The 17,858-nt window shown below is 46.2% G+C and carries 18 protein-coding genes; 9 read left to right on the top strand and 9 right to left on the bottom strand.

Annotated elements, in window-relative coordinates; genetic code table 11:
• The first annotated feature begins 347 nt into the window (after positions 1-347).
• From OXI21_RS05765 to dnaQ, 6 genes are all read left to right on the top strand, one after another.
• Entirely contained in the window at positions 348-1,094 is a 747-nt protein-coding gene (locus OXI21_RS05765; RefSeq protein WP_279618609.1) for a c-type cytochrome, read from the top strand.
• A 164-nt stretch (positions 1,095-1,258) separates the two neighbouring features.
• Entirely contained in the window at positions 1,259-1,960 is a 702-nt protein-coding gene (locus OXI21_RS05760; RefSeq protein WP_279618608.1) for a thiol:disulfide interchange protein DsbA/DsbL, read from the top strand.
• A gap of 136 nt (positions 1,961-2,096) precedes the next feature.
• Positions 2,097-2,933 carry a prolipoprotein diacylglyceryl transferase gene (gene lgt / locus OXI21_RS05755; RefSeq protein ID WP_279618607.1) on the top strand — a complete coding sequence of 279 codons (837 nt, stop codon included), beginning with the start codon at positions 2,097-2,099 and terminating at the stop codon, positions 2,931-2,933.
• Complete coding sequence (locus OXI21_RS05750) at positions 2,917-3,711, top strand: thymidylate synthase (RefSeq protein WP_279618606.1); 795 nt, start codon at positions 2,917-2,919, stop codon at positions 3,709-3,711. Before lgt ends, OXI21_RS05750 begins: the two co-directional genes overlap by 17 nt.
• Before the next feature lie 6 nt (positions 3,712-3,717).
• Entirely contained in the window at positions 3,718-4,176 is a 459-nt protein-coding gene (gene rnhA, locus OXI21_RS05745; protein WP_279618605.1) for a ribonuclease HI, read from the top strand.
• An 18-nt stretch (positions 4,177-4,194) separates the two neighbouring features.
• A complete protein-coding gene (dnaQ, locus tag OXI21_RS05740) occupies positions 4,195-4,869 on the top strand; it encodes a DNA polymerase III subunit epsilon (RefSeq protein ID WP_279618604.1) in 675 nt (224 codons plus the stop codon).
• Positions 4,870-4,947: 78 nt separating this feature from the next.
• Here the strand turns inward: dnaQ and OXI21_RS05735 are convergent, their stop codons facing one another.
• Positions 4,948-5,739 (bottom strand): transglycosylase SLT domain-containing protein, encoded by a 792-nt coding sequence (locus tag OXI21_RS05735; protein WP_279618603.1) that lies wholly within the window; start codon positions 5,737-5,739, stop codon positions 4,948-4,950.
• A 222-nt stretch (positions 5,740-5,961) separates the two neighbouring features.
• On the opposite strand from OXI21_RS05735, the gene aroQ reads away from it, so the two are divergent.
• From aroQ to accC, 3 genes are read left to right on the top strand one after another with little or no spacing between them, the layout of a single operon-like run.
• Entirely contained in the window at positions 5,962-6,414 is a 453-nt protein-coding gene (gene aroQ / locus OXI21_RS05730) for a type II 3-dehydroquinate dehydratase (protein WP_279618602.1), read from the top strand.
• Positions 6,415-6,466: 52 nt separating this feature from the next.
• Complete coding sequence (gene accB, locus OXI21_RS05725; protein ID WP_279618601.1) at positions 6,467-6,958, top strand: acetyl-CoA carboxylase biotin carboxyl carrier protein; 492 nt, start codon at positions 6,467-6,469, stop codon at positions 6,956-6,958.
• A gap of 11 nt (positions 6,959-6,969) precedes the next feature.
• Positions 6,970-8,310, top strand: a complete 1,341-nt coding sequence (gene accC / locus OXI21_RS05720; RefSeq protein WP_279618600.1) for an acetyl-CoA carboxylase biotin carboxylase subunit — start codon at positions 6,970-6,972, stop codon at positions 8,308-8,310.
• Between the two features lie 133 nt (positions 8,311-8,443).
• Here accC and hemH read toward each other — a convergent pair whose 3' ends face one another.
• The 8 genes from hemH to rsmH all read right to left on the bottom strand — a co-directional run bounded on the left by hemH (position 8,444) and on the right by rsmH (position 17,733).
• Positions 8,444-9,409: a ferrochelatase gene (gene hemH / locus OXI21_RS05715; protein WP_279618599.1), complete on the bottom strand. Its 966-nt coding sequence runs from the start codon at positions 9,407-9,409 to the stop codon at positions 8,444-8,446.
• Positions 9,410-9,545: 136 nt separating this feature from the next.
• Complete coding sequence (locus tag OXI21_RS05710) at positions 9,546-10,526, bottom strand: malate dehydrogenase (protein WP_279618598.1); 981 nt, start codon at positions 10,524-10,526, stop codon at positions 9,546-9,548.
• 162 nt (positions 10,527-10,688) lie between these two features.
• The gene (gene mraY / locus OXI21_RS05705; RefSeq protein ID WP_279618597.1) at positions 10,689-11,771 is read right to left on the bottom strand and encodes a phospho-N-acetylmuramoyl-pentapeptide-transferase; all 1,083 of its coding nucleotides are present in this window, start codon (positions 11,769-11,771) and stop codon (positions 10,689-10,691) included.
• Between the two features lie 31 nt (positions 11,772-11,802).
• Positions 11,803-13,140, bottom strand: coding sequence for a UDP-N-acetylmuramoyl-tripeptide--D-alanyl-D-alanine ligase (gene murF, locus OXI21_RS05700; protein WP_279618596.1), 1,338 nt, complete (start codon positions 13,138-13,140; stop codon positions 11,803-11,805).
• A 5-nt stretch (positions 13,141-13,145) separates the two neighbouring features.
• The gene (locus OXI21_RS05695) at positions 13,146-14,669 is read right to left on the bottom strand and encodes a UDP-N-acetylmuramoyl-L-alanyl-D-glutamate--2,6-diaminopimelate ligase (RefSeq protein ID WP_279618595.1); all 1,524 of its coding nucleotides are present in this window, start codon (positions 14,667-14,669) and stop codon (positions 13,146-13,148) included.
• Between the two features lie 16 nt (positions 14,670-14,685).
• Positions 14,686-16,458, bottom strand: coding sequence for a penicillin-binding protein 2 (locus OXI21_RS05690; RefSeq protein ID WP_279618594.1), 1,773 nt, complete (start codon positions 16,456-16,458; stop codon positions 14,686-14,688).
• Positions 16,459-16,462: 4 nt separating this feature from the next.
• A complete protein-coding gene (locus tag OXI21_RS05685) occupies positions 16,463-16,774 on the bottom strand; it encodes a cell division protein FtsL (protein WP_279618593.1) in 312 nt (103 codons plus the stop codon).
• A 17-nt stretch (positions 16,775-16,791) separates the two neighbouring features.
• Complete coding sequence (gene rsmH / locus OXI21_RS05680; protein ID WP_279618592.1) at positions 16,792-17,733, bottom strand: 16S rRNA (cytosine(1402)-N(4))-methyltransferase RsmH; 942 nt, start codon at positions 17,731-17,733, stop codon at positions 16,792-16,794.
• Positions 17,734-17,858: the final 125 nt, after the last annotated feature.

The raw sequence follows: 17,858 nt of genomic DNA, 5'->3' as shown, positions 1-17,858 counted from the left end.
AGAGCCAACTGCTTTAGATCACAAACCCAATATTGTGCTTATTTATAGAGAATAAACGATAAATGATCGCAAGCCGTGATACGCTTAACTATTCACTCAACTCTATGTATAAAGTCATCTCTTCGAACTAAAGCCTAGGTTCTTTACCTAAATCACTACATATTTTATAAAAATTATATTAGAATATAGAAATAATTTCGTTGAAATGTTAACTTACTCAAGATTAACAGTATGAAAATCATAATTTTTTAGGAGATAAGAAAGCTGTGCGTTTCAATTATAAAACTCTACTAGGAATCGGTCTTTCTACGCTGCTTTTGTCTAGCGTACAAGCCAAAGAAATCCCCTTGGATAATCCCCTCCCTGCGAACTTTGTGCCTAGCGCAGAAATCGGCCTCGAGCTTGCTAGAACCACCTGTGGAACTTGTCACGGCCTTCAAGGAGATGGAATTATTCGCGACAAAGAAGGCAATCCTCGTTTAAATAAAGCGGGCGAGCCAATGTCAATGGGCCCAACCTTCCCACGTCTAGCAGGACAACATCCTGAATATATCCTCCAGCAGTTACGTTCACTACAGATTTCTCACATGGATCCTGAGCGTGCAAAAAAAGAGGGAATCTACCGCGTTGAAGTGCAAATGATGCCATACGTATCAATGCCAATGATGGGCGGTAAAATGCTCGACTCTGAAATGGCAGCACACATCGCTGCATGGTTCTCATCACAAAAACCTGTGCTTGCCGATGCAGCAAAAACTCCTAGCAACGAATTTGAAACACGCATCGACTACCTCTATCGTGGTGGTGACGTTAACCGTAACATCCCCGCGTGTTCATCATGCCATAGCCCATCAGGAATGGGGAACGGCCCTGCAAAATATCCAATGATCGCAGGCCAATATGCGCAATACACCGAAAAACAACTCTTCGCATTTAAAAATAGCCGCGCTGAAAAAGCGGTTCGTAGCAACGACCCAGAGCGCATGATGCGCGATATCGCCGAGCGCTTAACTGATGAAGAGATTAAAGGGTTAGCAAAATATATTGAAACTCTCCAAATCAAACGCCCAACGATTCGTCAAGCGAACAACTAAATCGCCCTTGAATCCATTGGACGCTTCGCTTTAATTGAGAGCGCTAGCTATGCGAACAATCTATAAATCCCCTATTTGAACGATAATCCTAAAAGGTCGTATACTGTTCAACTAGGGGTTTTTATTTTCCCCTCCGTAATAACTAAAAGAGGATCGAACTGACTATGAAACGACTACTATTTTCGTTTGTTGCACTTTTAACCTTAGTGACGCAAGTCGCAACGGCTCAATCGACCGATGCCACCTTGTACGAAACCCTTTCAAACAAAGCCCCCCTTCTTGAAGGTGAAGCGAATAAAGTGGAAGTGGTCTTGGTATTTTCCTACACCTGTGGCACCTGCTATCGCTTAGACCCCTATATCGAAAAATGGGCGAAAGTGAATGAAGAGAAGGTCAATTATGTTCGCCTTCCCTATCCCGGGCCACGCACCAGTGAGCTCTACGCAAAAACCTATTATGCCTTTGAAGCAATGGATAAAGTTGAGCCCTATCACTCTGCATTTTTTGACGCGATCTTCAACGACAATCAGCGCTTTATCAAAAAAGAAGCCATTGCCGATTATTTCGCCAAAAAATATGACATGGACAAAAAAGCGTTCTTAGCGGGCTACGATTCATTTGCTACCAATCTTAAATTTAAGCGCTCTGCGGAATATATGAGTAAATATTATCGCGTTAACTACACCCCTGCGGTGATTGTAAACGGTGAATATGTTCTCGATATCGAAAAAGCGAATCGCTTAAATAATGCGAATGTCTCACCGTTTGATCAATTTATTATGGTACTTGATGGTCTCGTAAAACAGCTCTCCGAGAAAGACGCTGATACCAACAGTGACACTAACGCTAACGCTGACGAAAAATAACGTTTTACCAGTGAAACATCAAAGGGATGGGATTTAACACCGTCCCTTTTTTATTTCAATTTTTTGAGCCCTTTTGTTCAGGCGCGCCATTCTGTACAATGGTAAATCGCTTTTTAATTTTCGAAAACGAGGCCTTATGACATCATCTCTCTTTTTTGAGCCGAACTTCGATCCTGTCATGCTGAAGATCGGTCCGCTCGCCATTCATTGGTACGGATTTATGTACATTCTCGCGCTCTTTGTGATTATTGCTGTCGGGTCATATCGCGCAAAGCAACCTGATTCCGGCTGGAAAAAGAGCGAAGTGAGCGATCTAGCCTTCTATCTCTTTTTAGGCGCGGTGCTTGGCGGACGTATTGGCTACACGCTTTTTTATCAATTTGAGACCTTTATTCACAACCCGCTCTACCTGCTTGGCATTACTGAAAATGGATTGTCATGGGCAGGCATGAGCTTTCATGGCGGGCTGTTAGGGGTGATTATTGCCGCCCTTTTCGCAACGCGGAAATTTAAAAAATCCTTTGCCGAGATTGCCGATTTTATCGCCCCGCTTGCGCCGATTGGCTTGTTGCTTGGCCGGTTAGGCAACTTTATTAATAGTGAATTATGGGGAAAGCCCACCGATCAAACTTGGGGATTTCTCTTTCACACTGCGCCCGATTATCTCTACGGAATCTATCGCCACCCATCGATGCTCTATGAGGCGGCCTTAGAAGGTTTTGCTCTCTTTCTTATTTTATGGATCTACACCCGTAGACCGCGCCCGGCGTTCGCGCCTTCCGCACTCTTTTTAATGGGCTATGGCATTTTCCGTTTTATCGTGGAATTTTACCGCGAACCCGATGCCCATCTTGGCTATCTTGCCGGCGATTGGCTCACTATGGGCATGATTCTCTGCATCCCGATGATTCTCGGCGGTGCGCTTCTATTTATCTATGCATATCGAGGAAAACACGATGCAGCAATATCTTGATCTTATCAAAAAAGTGCGCGACGAAGGGACCTTCAAGGACGATCGCACCGGAACTGGCACCTATTCGATCTTTGGTCATCAGATGCGCTTCAACCTGCAAGAGGGTTTTCCCCTTGTTACCACGAAAAAACTTCATCTGCGCTCCATTATTTATGAGCTATTATGGTTTTTAAACGGCGATACCAACGTGCAATATCTCCAAGATAATGGCGTACGGATCTGGAATGAATGGGCTGACGAAGCGGGGAACTTAGGCCCGGTGTACGGCGCGCAGTGGCGCAGCTGGCCTACCCGTGATGGAAAAACGATCGACCAGATCGCCAATCTCATTCACGAGATAAAACACACCCCCGATTCCCGCCGCCTTATTGTCAGTGCGTGGAATGTGGGCGAGCTTGCTAATATGGCGCTTCCACCGTGCCATCTTCTGTTTCAATTTTACGTTGCCGATGGCAAACTCTCGTGCCAACTCTATCAACGCTCTGCCGATCTCTTTTTGGGCGTGCCCTTTAATATCGCGAGCTACTCACTCTTAACCCATATGGTCGCCCATGTGACTGGCTTAGAGGTGGGTGATTTTATCTGGACCGGGGGCGATTGCCATCTCTATAGCAATCATTTAGAGCAGGTGGATCTTCAGCTCTCTCGCTCACCCCGCGCGCTGCCGAAACTTAAAATCGATACGCAAGCGACCGATATTTTTAGCTTTGAATTTGAGGATTTTGTCATCGAAGAGTACGATCCTCACCCTGCCATTCGCGCTCAAGTAGCCGTATAAATCATCATGATCGACGAAAATAATCTTGTACACGCCTACACCGATGGCGCCTGCAGTGGAAACCCTGGCCCAGGCGGTTGGGGCGTTCTATTAAAATATCGAGGGCATGAAAAAGAGCTCTCAGGCTTTGCCCCTGAAACCACCAACAATCGCATGGAACTTATGGCCGCCATTATGGCGCTCGAAGCGCTCAATCGCCCTTGTCATGTGGCTCTTTCTACCGATTCCCGCTACGTTCAGCAAGGCATCTTAAATTGGGTGCAAAACTGGATTAAAAAGGGCTGGAAAACGGCGAGCAATAAACCGGTGAGCAATCAAGATCTATGGCAACGCCTATTAGAGGCCGAAAAACGCCATCTATCGGTGGATTGGCGCTGGGTTAAAGGCCATGCTGGCCATCCTGAAAATGAACGGGCCGACGATCTCGCGACCGGCGCAATCGCACAAGCTCGTAGCGAACAATAGCGAAAAAAGGAGAGATTCATGAGTAGACAAATTGTGCTCGATACGGAAACCACAGGGTTTGATCACGCAACTGGTGATCGTATTGTGGAGATCGGTTGCATCGAGATGATCGACCGCCAAATCACCGACAATCATTACCATGTCTATATTAATCCTGAGCGAGATATGCCGGAAGAGGCGTTTAAAGTTCATGGGTTGAGCGATGAGTTTTTACGCGACAAGCCTCTCTTTGAAGCGGTTGGACAATCCTTTCTAGATTACGTCAATGGAGATGAACTGATCATTCATAACGCCGCGTTTGACGTGGGATTCCTCGATTTTGAGCTTGAGCGCATGGGCCTTCCGCCAGTGAGTAAAACCTCGAGCGTTATCGATACCTTAATTATGGCGCGCGATATGTATCCCGGGCAACGTAATACTCTTGACGCACTCTGTCGCCGTTTAGATGTGAACAACTCCAATCGTGTGCTTCACGGCGCTCTGATTGACTCGGAGCTTCTCGCGCAAGTCTATCTAAAGATGACGGGCGGTCAGGAATCGCTGTTGCTCTTTGATGATGGTAGCCAAAAAGAGAGCGATGCCGATGAGGATCTTTTAATGGCAACGGCGAAAAAGGTTTCCGGCGGTACACGAGTGATCTACGCCAACACTGAAGAGCTTGCAGCCCACGAAGCCTTTTTTAATAAAGATTAATACTCCCACATTTAAAACATGCTCACACAAAAACGCCCCGATTGACTCGAGGCGTTTTTTTATTAACTAAACCTTAATTTATTTAAGATACTTCTCCGGAACGATGATGGTGCGGACATGATCTTTATGGCGTTTATAATTGGGGTTATAAAACTCAATCGACGGCTGTTCAATGGAGAATTCACTCACAATCGCTGAGAGTTGCGTCGGCTTTAACACTTCAATTTTCACCAATTTAGAGACATTACGGCGTGGGACTTTTAAACGACTCTCTTCTTGCGCTAAACGCGATAGTGCGAGCACTTTGGGAATATAGGCTTGGGTAATTCGCGGAAGGGAGAGTGACCAAAAGTCGGTTTTTTTACCCTCCCTTTCATTGCGTTTCATGGCACGAAGCACCCGCCCTTCTCCGGCGTTATAGGCGGCAATCGCCAGTAACCAATCCCCATCAAAGCGGTTATGCAGATATTCTAAATAATTGAGCGCCCCTTGCGTTGAACGCTCGATATCGTAACGCCCATCAAAGACCCGCGTTACAGGAACGCCAAAGGTTTTCGCCGTTGCTTCACCCATCTGCCATAAACCGACGTGCGTACCACGATTTGATGCATTGGGGCGATAACTGCTCTCAACGAGCGGAATAAAGGCCAGCTCAAGTGGCATGCCACGGGATTTCACTTCATTTAAGACGTAATTAAAGATCACTAAACGATCTTCGTCTAAATGACTAAAGATGGAGACGCTATGTTTGCGATAATTCTCCATATGACTTTTAACATGACGATGCTCACGCTCTTCTAACGAGAGTCCATCTGCTAAAATATCGGTCAGCAATAGAGGCGCTTTATCACGCCCACCCGCGTAAACCATCTGCGGGATGACGGCCATCACAATAAAGAGAATAAATAACAGTGATTGCCGAATCGATCTAATGCTATAATGACACTTTGGCAAAAATAGATTCATTGAAAAAACAATTTGTAGTAATTAATCAGTCATTATAGCAATACCCAATGAATTTATTAATAAAATTCCATTATCAATTCAATTAATTTAATGGACAACTCGGTGTAAATATAGCAAAATCCGATTATGCAAAAGACAAATCATTCACTGCTCTTAATCAACGGGCCGAACTTAAACCTTCTGGGAATGCGAGAACCCGAGACCTACGGTAACGATACTCTTGCGTCCATCGAATCCCGTTTGACCGATCTTTCAGTGCGTAATAATTATTCAATTTTATGCATGCAGAGCAACCGTGAATATGAAATTATTGAGGCGATTCACCAAGCGAAACAGGACGGTGTTCGCGCAATTATTATCAACCCTGGTGCCTTTACTCATACCAGCATCGCCATTCGAGATGCATTTTTAGGCACCGATATCCCCTTCGTCGAAATTCATATCTCCAATATTTATCAACGTGAGCCCTTCCGACACCGCTCCTATCTTTCCGATATTGCAGCGGGCGTTATTATTGGTTGTGGCACATTTGGATATGAACTCGCACTCATGAAGGCGATCGATTTAATCAAAGAATAGTTCGTTACAATACGGTACAATTACAGAGTCAATTTTAAGGAGTAGACTGTTTATGGATATCAAAAAAATACAAAAACTCATTGAATTATTAGACGATTCAAGCGTCGCAGAGATCGAAATCACGGAAGGTGAAGAATCTCTCCGCATCAGCCGTACCCCTAAAGAGGGCACCTTTGTTCAAGGGAACATGCCCCAAATGATGATGCCGCAAATGATGATGCAACAGATGCCTCAAATGCAAGCACCTCAAGCAGCTCCACAATCCGCGCCTGCTGCAGATGTAGCGGCCGATCCCGATGCACTTCCTGCGGGGAAAGTGATCCGTTCACCAATGGTTGGAACGTTCTACACCGCAGCATCTCCTACCTCAGACCCATTCACCGGCGTTGGTCAAGACGTTAAAGTGGGCGATGTGGTTTGTATCGTAGAAGCGATGAAAATGTTTAACCAAATCGAGAGCGAAATCTCAGGTAAAGTGGCTCAGATCTTAGTTGCGAACGGCGAACCCGTTGAATACGATCAACCACTTATGATCCTTGAATAAGGAGCGTATCGATGCTTAAAAAAGTTCTGATTGCGAATCGCGGTGAAATCGCGCTTCGTATCCTAAGAGCCTGTAAGGAGCTCGGCATCAAAACTGTTGCCGTCCACTCCACAGGCGATAAAGATCTCAAACATGTGCGTTTAGCCGACGAATCTGTCTGTATCGGCCCATCGTCACCGGTTGAGAGCTATCTTAATATTCCTCGCATTATTTCTGCCGCGGAACTGACCGAAAGTGATGGAATTCACCCCGGTTATGGCTTCCTTGCAGAAGATGCCAATTTTGCCGAACAAGTGGAAACCTCTGGGTTTGTCTTTATCGGCCCTCGCCCTGAAACAATCCGCATTATGGGTGATAAAGTTTCAGCGAAAAAAGCGATGATCGAATCCGGCGTTCCTTGCGTTCCCGGGTCTGAAGAAGCGCTTGGCGATAATGATAAAGAGAACCTCAAACTCGCTGAAGAAGTGGGTTATCCGGTGATTATCAAAGCCTCCGGCGGAGGTGGCGGACGCGGTATGCGTGTCGTTCACTCAAAAGAAGAGCTCATTAAATCGATCTCTTTAACCAAATCGGAAGCGAAAGCGGCGTTCAACAATGACATGGTTTACATGGAAAAATACCTTGAAAACCCCCGTCACGTTGAGATTCAAGTCTTAGCCGATGGTCAAGGAAATGCGATCTATCTCGGTGAGCGTGACTGTTCATTGCAACGTCGTCACCAAAAAGTGCTTGAAGAAGCCACAGCGCCTGGCATCACTCAAGAAGAGCGTGAACGCATTGGTGAAGCGTGCGTTGAAGCGTGTAAGCGCATCAATTATCGCGGTGCGGGAACCTTTGAATTCCTCTATGAAAATGGCGAATTCTACTTCATCGAGATGAATACTCGTATCCAAGTTGAGCACCCAGTAACGGAAATGTTAACCGGTGTCGACCTTGTGCGTGAACAGCTTAAAATTGCGAGCGGTCAAAAACTCTCAATTTCACAAGAAGATATTCACTTCACAGGGCATGCGATCGAGTGCCGTATCAATGCGGAAGATCCGAACACTTTTATCCCTTCACCGGGTTTAATCACCACTTATCATCCCCCAGGCGGTCCTGGAATTCGTATCGATACCCACATCTATGCGGGCTATACAGTTCCTCCGTTCTATGATTCGATGATCGCAAAAATTATTGCGCACGGCCCTACCCGTGAGATGGCGATTGCTCGTCTTAAAAACGCGCTCAATGAGCTCGTAATCGAAGGGATTAAAACAAACGCTGATCTTCACTTACGCATTTTAGAAGATAAAAAATTCTTAGAGGGTGGCGTAAATATCCACTACCTCGAAAAAATGCTTAAAAACTAAGATCGCATTTAATAGCGTTTAGCATTTAGTAAGCGTAAACAGAAAAACCCCAAGTTGACTCAAGTTCACTTGGGGTTTTCTTTTATCCCTACATTTTTATTACGTCATTTTTAACGCATCATGCTGGGCCAGATTAATTTAAGATCTCATCGACCATCATCTCAATGTGGCGTGGATCTTCATTGAGGCACGGCACAAAGTGATAGGCATCACCGCCGGCATTCATAAATTCCTCATAGTTTTCATCGGCCATCTCTTCGATCGTCTCTAAACAGTCCGCGCTAAATCCGGGGCAGAACACCGCAATTTTTTTGATGCCTTTTTTCGGCGCTTCATTAAAATATTCTGCCGCATAGGGTTGAAGCCATTCTGCACTTCCAAATCGGGATTGGAAGACCGTTTCAAATCGGTCGAGCGATTCCCCTAACTCCGCCGCAATGAGCTTTGTGGTTTCCATACATTGATCAAAATACGGGTCACCAAGATCATAGGTTGCTTTTGGCATGCCATGATAGGAGAAAACAATCTTATCGAGCGTATCGAAGCTATCGCCTAGGGTTTCACGAATGCGCTCGGCACAAGCTTGAATGTAAAGCGGATTTTTATAGTACGCGCCCATCACTCGAATCGCGGGGAAATAGCGCTTCTCTTTTAACACCTCGCCTACTTTATCCATTACCGTTGCAGTGGTTGCTGCTGAATATTGCGGATAGAGCGGAAATAGCACAATTTCATCGACGTTCGCTTCAATCATTTTTGTAATACCTTGATCGATGGACGGCTCCCCGTAACGCATCGCAATATCGACCACATAATTGTCTGGAAGTAGCTCGCGCACTTTATTCGCTTGATGCTGAGTAATATAGAGAAGCGGTGAGCCTTCATCGGTCCAAACGGTTTGATACTTGGCCGCCGACTTTTTAGGCCTTACTTGAAGGATAATGCCGTACAAGATGGGATACCATTTCCATTTGGGCTCCTCGATAACGCGCGGATCACTCAAAAACTCTGCTAAATAGCGCTTTAAGGCAGGCGCTGTTGGTGCATCGGGGGTTCCGAGATTAACTAAAAGCACTCCGACTTTTTTTCGACTGTCCATATAATCCTTCTAAATCCTTCTGATTGGGTCTGTTATTTTAGGCAAGAAAAAAGGCTATACAATATTATATAGCCTTTCTACTGATTTGCGAATTGTTCTTATTTATCGAACTCTTTCGCCTTATTTTTAACAAGGATTAACCTAAAAGTGCTTTAACTGCATCCGCTTCTTCGCGAAGTTCTTTTTCAGTTGCATCCATTTTCGCTTGTGAGTATTCGTCAATCTCTAACCCTTGAACGATCTCATAGCCACCATCTTTACATACGCATGGGTATGAATAGATGATGCCTTCTTCAACGCCGTATGAACCATCTGCAGGAACCGCCATGCTCACCCAGTCACCTTCTTGTGTGCCAAGTGCCCATGAGCGCATATGATCGATCGCTGAAGAGGCGGCTGATGCTGCTGATGATGCACCACGCGCTGCGATAATCGCTGCACCACGTTGTTGAACTTGTGGGATATAGCTATCTTGATACCATTCGCGGTCAACGAGCGAAAGTGCAGGTTTACCGTTTACAGTGGTTTTTGAAAGGTCAGGATATTGTGTCGATGAGTGGTTACCCCAGATGATAAGATTTTTAATATCATTGATGTGGGTTCCAGTTTTCTCAGCTAAGAGGCTTAAACCACGGTTATGGTCTAAACGAGTCATCGCAGTGAATTGTCTTGGGTTTAAATCCGGAGCATTTTTCATCGCGATTAGTGCGTTGGTGTTCGCTGGGTTACCGACCACTAATACTTTAACGTCACGGCTTGCGTGATCGTTAAGCGCTTTACCTTGAGGGCCAAAGATTGCGCCGTTGGCTTCTAAAAGATCTTTACGCTCCATTCCTGGACCGCGTGGACGCGCACCCACTAACATTGCGTAGTCTGCGTCTTTAAATGCAACGTTTAAATCGTCCGTTGCAATCACATCTTGTACAAGTGGGAATGCACAGTCATTGATCTCCATTACCACACCTTTTAACGCTTCAAGCGCAGGGGTAATTTCTAATAACTGTAGAATTACAGGTTGGTCAGGACCGAGCATATCACCTGCTGCAATTCTGAAGGCCATCGCATAACCAATATTCCCAGCGGCACCGGTAATCGTGACTCTTACTGGCTTTTTCATTCCTTTCTCCTTTCTGTCGTTTCAGTATAATTAACCTACATGCGAGATACATGTTATAAAATTCATTATACGCTAATCATAAAAGCTTTTTAATAGCGATCCTACCTTTATACCCCTATTGCACGAAAAAAGGTAGTAAAAATGTAGGATAAATTCTGGCCGTTAGCGAATCTTCAACGATGCGAGCCCAATCAGGACTAAAATCACCGTTAAAATCCAAAAACGAACGATCACCCTCGGTTCAGGCCACCCTTTTAATTCAAAGTGATGATGGATCGGCGCCATGCGGAACACGCGTTTCCCGCGAGTTTTATATGAGATCACTTGAATCATCACCGACAAGGTCTCTATCACAAAGAGCCCCGACATGATGAAAAAGACGAGCTCTTGACGCACAATCACCGCAATCACCCCAAGCGTTGCCCCAAGGGATAGCGCACCCACATCGCCCATAAAGACTTGTGCAGGATAGGTGTTAAACCATAAAAATCCAAGGCCCGCACCCACCATCGCAGCGCAGATAATAACCATCTCACCGCCATTTTCTACATAAGGAAGCGCAAGGTAAGCCGCGTAGACTGAGTGCCCCGCGACATAACTGAAAATCGCAAGCGCGCCAGCGATCATAATGGTCGGCATAATCGCAAGCCCATCGAGCCCGTCGGTCATATTAACCGCATTACTCGCCCCCACAATCACTAAATAGACAAAGGGAATAAACGCAATTCCAAGTGGAATCGCTAAGTTTTTAAAATAAGGAATGAGGAGCGCCGTATCTTGCGGGGTTTTCGCGGTAAAATAGAGTGCACAGGTGGCAATCAGCCCAAAGAGACTTAGATAGAGATATTTCTCTTTCGCCGTTAGCCCGAGCGATTGTTTTTTCACCACCTTACGGTAATCATCTAAAAAGCCCACCCAACCAAAACTCACCAGAACAAAGAGCACAATCCAGACATTAAAACTGGTTAGATCGCCCCATAACAGCGTGCTCACCAAAATACTAAAAATGATGAGAAGTCCACCCATGGTCGGCGTCCCTTGCTTTGAAAGATGGGATTCGGGCCCATCGGTACGGACAAATTGCCCAATCTGCAGGCGTTGTAGATAACGGATGAAAGCGGGGCCCAAAAAGAGACTTAAGATCAGTGCTGTCAACGCCGCCATAATTGCGCGCATTGAGATATATTGAAAGAGACGCAACGCGCCCCACGATTCTGAGAGATATGAGAGTAATGCGTAAAGCATGGGAATCCTTAAACCAACTAAATAGAGACGATTAACGCTTTAACAGCGCATTAATAACAAGAGGCATATTCATACTATTTGAACCTTTAAATAGCACTTCAAGCGCCTCCCCTGAATAATCATTGAGCGCCGCTTGTAGCGCATTAAAGAGCGAATCGTGCGAGTTATAATGCGCCGCACCCTCACCAAAGGCAAGCGTCATATGTTTGGAAAGATCGCCCAAGGTGAAAAGTCTGGTTACGCCCGCGTCTTTCGCGTAAACACCGCACTCTTTATGGAGCTTAATCTCATCACTGCCAAGCTCACGCATATCCCCTAACACCACCCAACGATCGGGGGATTTAAGGGCATTAATCCCCGCTTTCAGCGAATTGGGATTGGCATTATAGGCATCATTAATTAAGGTGATGTGATCGCGATAGGCAATGGGTTCCAAGCGCCCTTTCACCGGCATTAATGCCTCGAGCCCTTGTTTAATATCCTCAAAGGTTGCCCCCGCCATAAGCGCCGCCGCTGCCGCTGCCGCACTGTTACGAATATTGTGCGCGCCAAGGAGATTAAGCGAAACTTCAACGGATTTGTCTTGATAGCGAAGCACAAAGGTCATTCCTTCGATAATCTCGTAAGTTAAATCCGCTTGCGCTTTTTCATAGACGCCAAACGTGATCTGCTTGTGCCCCGCGGCTTTCTCTTTCCACAACGGTGCATAGGTATCATCGCTATTAATAACGGCAACGCCATTATCGGTTAACCCTTGATAGATCTCCGCTTTCGCATTCGCAACGCCTTCAATGGAGCCAAACCCTTCTAAATGACAAGGGCCTGCGTTATTGATAATGGCGATATCAGGCCCAACCAAGTCGGTTAAATAAGCAATTTCACCGGCGTGATTTGCGCCCATTTCGATCACGGCAATGTCATGTTTTTCACTCAGTTTTAAGAGCGTTAATGGACAGCCCACATGATTGTTAAAATTGCCTTCAGTCGCTAACACCGAATGGCGCAGACTTAAAATGGAGCGGATCATCTCTTTGAGCGTTGTTTTACCATTTGATCCGGTAAGCGCAATGGTGGTACCTTGCCACTCTTTTTTCCACGCTTTGGCTAAAACGGCGAGGGCTTTTTGGCTATCGTCCACCACAATTTGCGCGAGCTCTGCCGATGGAATAAATCGCTCAACAACCGCCGCAATTGCGCCTTTTGCCGCCGCACTTTCTAAAAACTGGTGTGCATCGAAATTATCGCCTTTCCACGCAAAAAAGAGTTCACCCGGTGCGAGAAGCCTCGTGTCAGAGCTTGCACCAAAAAAGTGAGCATCTTCGCCATGCAAAGTGCCATGAATAATGTGACTTGCTTCTGATAGTTTCATAATAATCATTCTCTATTAAAACGTTCGATCTCTTCGATGTCTGAAAAGTGGATGACGCGATCGGCTAAAATTTGGTAATCCTCATGCCCTTTCCCCGCAACGAGGACAATGTCGCCTTTTTGAGTCTCTGATAACGCCATCGCGATCGCTTTTTGACGGCTAATCTCTTCTAAAATAGAACTGCTTTCAGGCGTTTTTAGCCCGGTTTTAATCTCATCGATAATCGCCTGCGGATCTTCACTACGGGGATTGTCGCTCGTGATCACGACACGATCCGCGTGCGCTTCAGCAATTTCGGCCATAAGGGGGCGTTTCCCACGATCGCGATCGCCACCGCAACCAAAGACCACGGTCAATTGCCCCTCCGAAAGGTGTTCCCGCAAGGATTTTAACGCCTGCAATAATGCATTGGGTTTATGGGCATAATCCACCAGTGCCACCGCACCATTTTTAAGCTCAACTCGCTCCATGCGCCCTTTGACGTGGGTAATCCTCGGTAAAATTCCGACAATCGCCTCCATCTCAATGCCATAACTTAATAAAATCCCCACCATCGCGGTGAGATTATAGGCATTAAAACTGCCATAGAGCGGGCTTTCAAGCGCATACTGCTTGCCTTGAAATTGCAGCGTAAACGCAAGGCCGCTATGAGTCAGCGTGAGAGCTTGAATCTGTAAAAAATTAGGGTGATCGCACTTGCCTTGCCCGTAGGGATATAAAATCCGACTTGGAATCCGTTCTTGCAGCCCGTGATAGAGCGATTTTCCTAACCCGTCATCGATGTTTAACACCGACGAAACCGACTCATACTCATAAAAGAGCTTCGCTTTTTCCGCCGCATAAGCTTCAATCGTGCCGTGATAATCGAGATGATCGCGAGTTAAATTGGTCTGTGCGGTGACTAAAAAACGTAAATTTTCCACACGTTTTTGCGCAAGTGCATGGGAGGTGACTTCCAGCGTGCAAGGCCTTTTGCATGCTCCTTCTTCACCCTTATACTTGACATCAAAGGCTTGGTTAATCTCACTAAGGGAGCGGTAGAGAGCAAGAAGATCCGGGGTTGTATGAGTATTTTCTTTGAGCTCACCTAAAAATCCAATCCCGTTGGTGCCAATGAGCGCACAGGATTGCCCTAAATGCTCAAAGGCTTGCGCGACAAATTGGGTCACCGAGGTTTTCCCTTCCGTTCCCGTCACCCCCATCAGCGTTAAACTTTCAATGGCGTTTTGATAAAAGGCGTAGCCAATTTTAGGAAGAAGCGCGGTTAGATTTTCAATCTCAATGGCAGGAAGATCGCTTGGAATCTCATACCCTTCTGCCGCTTCATAAACAATTGCGCTCACCTCTTTCTCGCGTAGCGCATCAAGAAAGGCTAGTCCATGAGAATGCTCGCCCCGCAGTGCAAAAAAGAGATCGCCCGCTTTTGCGTAACGGCTATCAGACGAGAGCCCGCCAATTTCGAGCGCCCCCCAATCAGCCTTTAAAACAGCATTATCCACAAACGGTTTTAATAATTCGGCAAGTCGCATAAAGATCCTTTTGTTGTTATTGTGAGATGAGTTGCAGTTTCGGCATCCTCATCATTCCATCAGGCCTTATCCCCATAATTCGTAACGTATTTCCCATCACTTCAGAGAATATCGGAGCGGCCACAAGCCCTCCATAATACCCGCCTTCAGTAGGCTCATCAATCATCACAGCGATAATAAACTCAGGGTCCGTCACCGGCGCAATGCCGACAAAAAAGCTGCGATGCTTATTATCACTATAGCGCCCATTTTCCAATTTTCGTACCGTTCCGGACTTTCCAGCGACGCGGAATTTATCCACCTGCCCACGCCAACCGCTGCCGCCCTTACTTTTATTAAGTACATCTTCAAGCAGATAGAGCACCGTCTCCGCACTCTCTGGCGAGAAAACCCGAGTTTCCGGCAATTGATAATTACTGCGCACGATGCGAAGCGGTTTATAAACGCCTTTATTGGCAAAAACCGTATACATCTGCGCAAGTTTCAGCGTGTTGACGCTCAAACCGTATCCAAACGATTTTGTCGCATATTCAAATTCATTGCGCTTCCATGCCGAAAGATCGGTCACCGTTCCCGGCACCTCTCCAACAAGGCCAAGATGGCTCTTTTCCGCAATGCCGAGCATTTTATATTTACGCCATAAAATATCAGGATCCATCGAGAGCGCAATTTTCGCCACGCCAATGTTACTCGATTTAATCAAAACGCTGGCCACATCAAGCTCTTTGGCATACCCAACATCGCGTACTACATGCCGGCCAACGCGGAAATAACTGCCAATTTTAATGGTGGTATCAGGGCGCCATTTTCCCGTTTCTAATCCCGTTGCCACCACAAATGGCTTCATGGTTGACCCCGGTTCAAAGACATCGGTAATCGCACGATTTCGCAGTAACCCGGGCGTAGCGCGATCTTTGGCACGATTCGGATTTCCCGCTGGCTGATTCACCATTGCGAGAATTTCACCGGTTTTAGCATTGGCGACCACCACCGTTCCGCCTTTGGCTTTATGTTTAATCACTGCCGCTTTAAGTGCTCGATAAGCAACAATCTGAATTTGACGATCGATCGTTAAGGTGAGATCGCGCCCAGGCTCTTCCGCCGTTAATACCTCACGATCTAACAGTCGCCCGCGACCATCGCGCGTCAGGCGATATTTCCCATTCGTTCCACTTAACCACTCATCATACGAGAGCTCCACCCCTTCGATTCCCTCATCATCAATATTGGTAAATCCAAGCAGGTGCGAGGTGATCTCCGCATCGGGATAATAGCGTTTATACTCTTTAATTAGCGAAATACCATCGCCCTCAATTTGACGGACGAGATGGGCCATTTTTGGAGAGATGTGGCGCGCAATCCAAAGAAAGTGAGTGTTTTGACGTTTTTGCACCGCCTGATAAAACTCATTGGGATCACGCTCTAAAACATGCGCAAGCAGCGCAATCTTATAGGGATTATGAATGAGCTGTTTAGGGTTAATTGCGATCGATTCCACATCGACCGATACCGCGATACTGTTACCATTGCGATCATAAATGGAACCGCGCACCGCGTTAGTATTCTCAATTTTACGGTAGCGTTTATTGCCCTCAGCGATCAGCTTATCCGCTTGCGTCACTTGACGATAAAAAGAGCCGGTTAATAAAATTCCCGCCACAACAAAAAGCGCAAACAACACCAGTTGTCTGCGCCAGTTGGGTAAATTAAATTGCCCAATACGTTGAAGTAGCGCCGGTTTATCACCCTTTTTTTTAGGGGTTCCTGTTCGCTTTGAAGCTGCCTTCATACCATTAATTTCTCATCGAATATTGCTCTGCCTCTTGAGCGTTACGCGCTGCAACATTGCCCATCGCCGGTGCTTCGATCACATATACAATCGCGCTTGACTCCGGAACGACCATGCCAAGCTGTTCGCGACTGCTCTCATCTAAAAGCGCCTCGGTAATGAGCGTGCTCTCTTCAAGTTTGAGCTTTTTATAATCTTCCGTTAATCGATGATTCTCTTTTGCGACGCTCTCAATCTCGCGCACAAGCTCCTGAGACTGCTGCGTATTCGCAACACTGTACATGCCAAGAGCCATCACCATAACCCCAAGTATCATTGTAAATCTTGCCGTAATCATTTTATTTTCTCTGCTATTCTCAAAACTGCACTTCGCGCACGGATATTCCGCTCGCACTCTTCATCACTCGCTTTAATCGCTCTGCCAATTAATTTCAGATCCGGATTCGAATCGGTAATTAAGATAGGAAGGTCGGGAAATAGATCCTTCACCTCCGAGCGATCGCGCATAAAATTCTTCACAATTCGGTCTTCTAACGAGTGAAACGAGATCACCACTAAACGCCCACCAACGGCTAAGGAATTCACCGCCCCTGATAACGCTAAACGAAGCTCATCGAGCTCACTATTTATCGCAATCCGAATCGCTTGAAAGACGCGCGTTGCGGGATGTTTCTGCTTACGCCCTTGCCTTAGCGGATTCACTCGGGTGATGATTTCAACCAGATCAAATGTGGTGGAAATCTCTCGCTCTTCTCGCTCCTTGACAATTTCACGTGCAATCCTTGCGGCTAACCGTTCTTCCCCATAATCGCGAAATACTTGAATCATCGTCTCAAGCGGCGTTGTCATCACCCACTCGACGGCGGTCATTCCTTCCGCCTGATTCATCCGCATATCGAGCGGCCCATTTCGCATAAAGCTAAATCCACGGCTCGCATCATCAAGCTGTGGCGACGACACCCCGATATCCATCAGTACGCCGTCGACTTTTTCAATGCCAATCGATTTTAAATGCGCTTCAATGCCACTCATATTGCCCCGACAAAAGGTAAAATTGTCATCATCAGCAAAATGGAGTTTGGCATGGGCTTCCGCCGCTTCATCTCGGTCAATCGAAATGAGTCGCCCCGCCCCCTTTAACTCATTTAAAATCAGACGTGAGTGCCCTCCTCGACCAAATGTTGCATCGACATAGATGCCATCTGGTTTGATATCAAGCCCCGCTAAACTTTCGTCAGCTAAGACACTTTTATGTTTAAAGGAATCATTACTCACGGGCAAGCCTTCAATTAGGGAGGAAAACAGTTATCAATATGATTGAGTAACTATATATACCACTTTTTACCATTTTTTACCACCAAGGCGTTTAATAAAAAACCACTTTCTTCCCTTTCATCTCC

Origin of the sequence: Ignatzschineria sp. RMDPL8A, assembly GCF_029815055.1 — a bacterium.
Lineage (GTDB): Bacteria > Pseudomonadota > Gammaproteobacteria > Cardiobacteriales > Wohlfahrtiimonadaceae > CALZBJ01.
Note: the sequence above shows the minus strand (reverse complement) of the source record. Positions and strands in the feature narration are given on the sequence as shown.